Origin of the sequence: Kitasatospora sp. NPDC093558 (assembly GCF_040683475.1) — a bacterium.
Taxonomy (GTDB): domain Bacteria; phylum Actinomycetota; class Actinomycetes; order Streptomycetales; family Streptomycetaceae; genus Kitasatospora.
The window spans coordinates 20,818-23,871 of the sequence record NZ_JBFBDY010000059.1 but is presented as its reverse complement, the minus strand read 5'-3'; the positions used below and the strand labels follow the sequence as shown (position 1 = coordinate 23,871).

General features: G+C 73.0%; 3 protein-coding genes. 1 reads left to right on the top strand and 2 read right to left on the bottom strand.

All coding sequences use genetic code 11. From position 1 onward, the window contains the following. Window positions 1-561, top strand: a 561-nt coding sequence (locus AB0O00_RS09435; protein ID WP_363649808.1) for a class F sortase, incomplete at its 5' end; no start/stop codon positions are given. 82 nt (window positions 562-643) lie between these two features. Here the strand turns inward: AB0O00_RS09435 and AB0O00_RS09430 are convergent. Together AB0O00_RS09430 and AB0O00_RS09425 are read right to left on the bottom strand one after the other, a co-directional pair. After that, window positions 644-1,696, bottom strand: coding sequence for a methyltransferase (locus tag AB0O00_RS09430; RefSeq protein ID WP_363649806.1), 1,053 nt, complete (start codon window positions 1,694-1,696; stop codon window positions 644-646). 27 nt (window positions 1,697-1,723) lie between these two features. Next, window positions 1,724-2,791, bottom strand: coding sequence for a right-handed parallel beta-helix repeat-containing protein (locus AB0O00_RS09425; protein WP_363649804.1), 1,068 nt, complete (start codon window positions 2,789-2,791; stop codon window positions 1,724-1,726). Between the last annotated feature and the right edge of the window lie 263 nt (window positions 2,792-3,054).

Below are 3,054 nucleotides of genomic sequence, written 5' to 3'. Positions count from 1 at the left end.
GCCGCTCCCCCGGCCGCCACCGCACCGGCCGCGCCCGGCCCGTCGGCGTCACCGGCCGCCGCGAGCGCACCGGGTGCACCGGGCGCCCCGGTGCTGAAGCGGTCCAAGCCGACCCGGCTGCGGATCCCGCAGATCGCCGTGGACGCCCCCTTCACCGAGCTGACGCTCAACCCCGCGGGCCAGCTCAACGCCCCGCCACCGGACGACAAGAACCTCGTCGGCTGGTACCGCGACGGCGTGACCCCGGGCGAGCGCGGCAGTTCCGTGGTGGCCGGCCACGTCGACACCACCAAGGGCCCGGCGGTCTTCCTGCTGCTGAGCCTGCTGCTGCCGGGCAACAAGGTCGAGGTGACGCGGGCGGACGGCACCGTCGCGGTGTTCTCGGTGGACTCCGTCGAGACCTTCGCCAAGAACGCCTTCCCCGACCAGAAGGTGTACGGGAAGACCCCGGACGCGCAGCTGCGGCTGATCACCTGCGGCGGCGTGTACGACAAGAAGCGGCGGGACTACCTCGACAACGTGGTCGTGTTCGCGCACCTGGAGTCGTCACATCGGGCCTGATCGTCACATCGGGCCTGAGCGTCCAACGGCCGCTACTCCCAGTTGAGTTGGGGAGCAGCGGCCGTTTCCCGCGGGTCGGCGGTCAGCCCTTGACGGTGGCCTCGAAGGCGTGCAGGTAGGGGTTGACCGGGCGGACCTCGCAGACGTCCAGGCCGGCTTCCTCCATCAGCTCGACCAGGCTGTCCTTGGAGTGCTTGGCGCCGCCGACGTTGAGCAGCAGCATCAGGTCCATCGCGGTGGTGAAGCGCATCGACGGGCTGTCGTCGACGAGGTTCTCGACGACCACGACGCGCGCGCCCGGCGGGGCCACGGCCACGACGTTGCCGAGGGTGCGGCGGGTGCTCTCGTCGTCCCACTCCAGGATGTTCTTGATGATGTAGAGGTCGGCGCGGACGGGGATGTCCTTGCGGCAGTCCCCCGGCACCAGCCGGGCCCGCGCCGAGAACGCGCCGCCGTCCTGGAGCCTCGGGTCCGCCCCGGCCACGACCTTGGGCAGGTCGAGCAGGGTGCCGTGGAGCGCCGGGTGCTTCTCCAGCAGGCTGGCGAGGACGTGGCCCTGGCCGCCGCCGATGTCCGCCACCGAGTCGATGCCGGTGAGGTCCAGGTAGTCGGCGAAGTCCCGGGCGGACTGCCGGCTGGAGGTGGTCATCGCCTTGTCGAAGACCCTCGCCGAGTCGTGCGCGTCGCTGTGCAGGTAGTCGAAGAACTCCTTGCCGAACAGCTCGGGGAAGACGTTGCGGCCCGAGCGCACCGCCTCGTCCAGCTTCGGCCAGGCCTCCCAGGTCCACGGCTCGGTGCACCACAGGGAGATGTAGCGCAGCGAGTTGGGGGCGTCCTCGCGCAGCAGGCGGGACATCTCGGTGTGTTCGAAGCGGTCGCCGTGCGTCCCGCCGGGCCCGGCGGTCTCGGCGAAGATGCCGTAGCAGGTGAGCGCGCGCAGCAGGCGGCGCAGCGGGCGGGGTTCGGTGTCGAGCGCGTCGGCGAGTTCGGTGACGGTCATCGGGGTGTCGCCGAGCGCGTCGGCGACGCCGAGCCGGGCGGCGGCCCGGACGGCGGCGGCGCAGGCGGCGCCGAAGACGAGCTCGCGCAGGCGCATCGCGGCCTGGGGGCTGGTGTGGGCGGGTGCGGTGGTCATGGGTGGTCCCTCGGGGTGGGTGCGGTTTCAGCAGCGGCCGGACGGCTCGGAGACGGAGCAGTCGTTGCGGGCGAAGGCGTTGTCGGTGCCGGTGTCGCGGTCGGCGAGGTCGGCCGGGGCGTTGCCGCTGAGCCGGTTGCCGGTGATGGCGTTGCGGGTGTTGGCCACGCCGACGACGCTCTTGAAGAGCACGACGCCGCCGGAGAAGTCCGAGGCGCCGACGTTGTCGTGGATCTCGTTGTCGGTGACCCTGGCCGCCTCGACGCCGGTCAGGACGACGCCGGCGCCCTGGATCGCGCCGAGCCGCGGGGTGGCCTCGCAGTACTTGTTGTTGCCGGTGACGGTGTTGCGGGTGACGTCGAGGTCGCCGGCCCTGGGGGTGGTCTCGTCGCCGACGATGAACACGCCGCCGCAGTTGGCGTGGATGTCGTTGCCCTCGACGCTCAGGCCGCGCAGCCGGCGGACGGTGACGCCGATCCGGTTGTCGGTGAGGCGGTTGCCGGCCACGACGGTGCCGATGACGGGCGCACCGGCCTTGCGGTTGACGTAGTTGGCGAGGAAGACGCCGGACTGGCCGTTGCGGTGGGCGTCGTTGGCGACGATCGAGGCGCGCGTCGACACCTCCTGGCTGATGCCCTGCTCGCCGTTGTCGTGGACGGTGTTGGCCCGCACGGTCATCCCGGTGGTGCCGGTGATGTCGATGCCGTTCTTGCGGAAGCCGCTCACGTCCAGCGCCTCGACGGTGAGGCCCTGGAGCGGGGCGTCCTCCGGGCCGGCGACGCACAGGCCGTGTCCGGCGGCGGCGCACGCGTTCTCGGTGCCGTCGCCGGGCACGATCATGCTGGCCGGGCCGGAGCCGCGCAGGGTGAGGCCGGGGGTGGTGATGCGGACGCTGCCGCGGTAGGTGCCGGGCAGGACCTGGACGGTGTCGCCGGGCCTGGCGGCGTCGACGGCCTGCTGGATCGAGTCGCCCGGGTAAACGAGGAGCAGGGCGGGGCCGGCCGCGTGGGCGGGGGTGGTGGCGGCGAGGACGGTGGTCAGGGAGCAGACCGCGGCGGTGGCCGCGGCGAGGTGGTGGACCCGTCGCGTGGACATGTGTGGACCTGTTCTTTCCTCCGCGCAGGGACCGGGACGCCGTCGGCGCCGGGACGCCCGGGCGCGACGCTCTTCCTTCGCGGTACGCGGTGTGTGCGGGTGGTGACGGCTGGTGGGGATGACCGAATCGACGCTATGGGCGCCCGGGTGGGCCCGCCACCAGGGCTGGGCTGCGGGACTGACGGGGCGTCGGCCGGACGGGGGTGCCGCCCGGCGTGGCGGGACGGGCCGGGGCGCGCCGGGGCGGCGTATCGGCCCGCCCG

Bases quoted from the DNA above. Each gene is read 5' to 3' on its own strand.
- AB0O00_RS09430 (WP_363649806.1), bottom strand. From the start codon at position 1,696: ATGACCACCGCACCCGCCCACACCAGCCCCCAGGCCGCGATGCGCCTG.
- AB0O00_RS09425 (WP_363649804.1), bottom strand. From the start codon at position 2,791: ATGTCCACGCGACGGGTCCACCACCTCGCCGCGGCCACCGCCGCGGTC.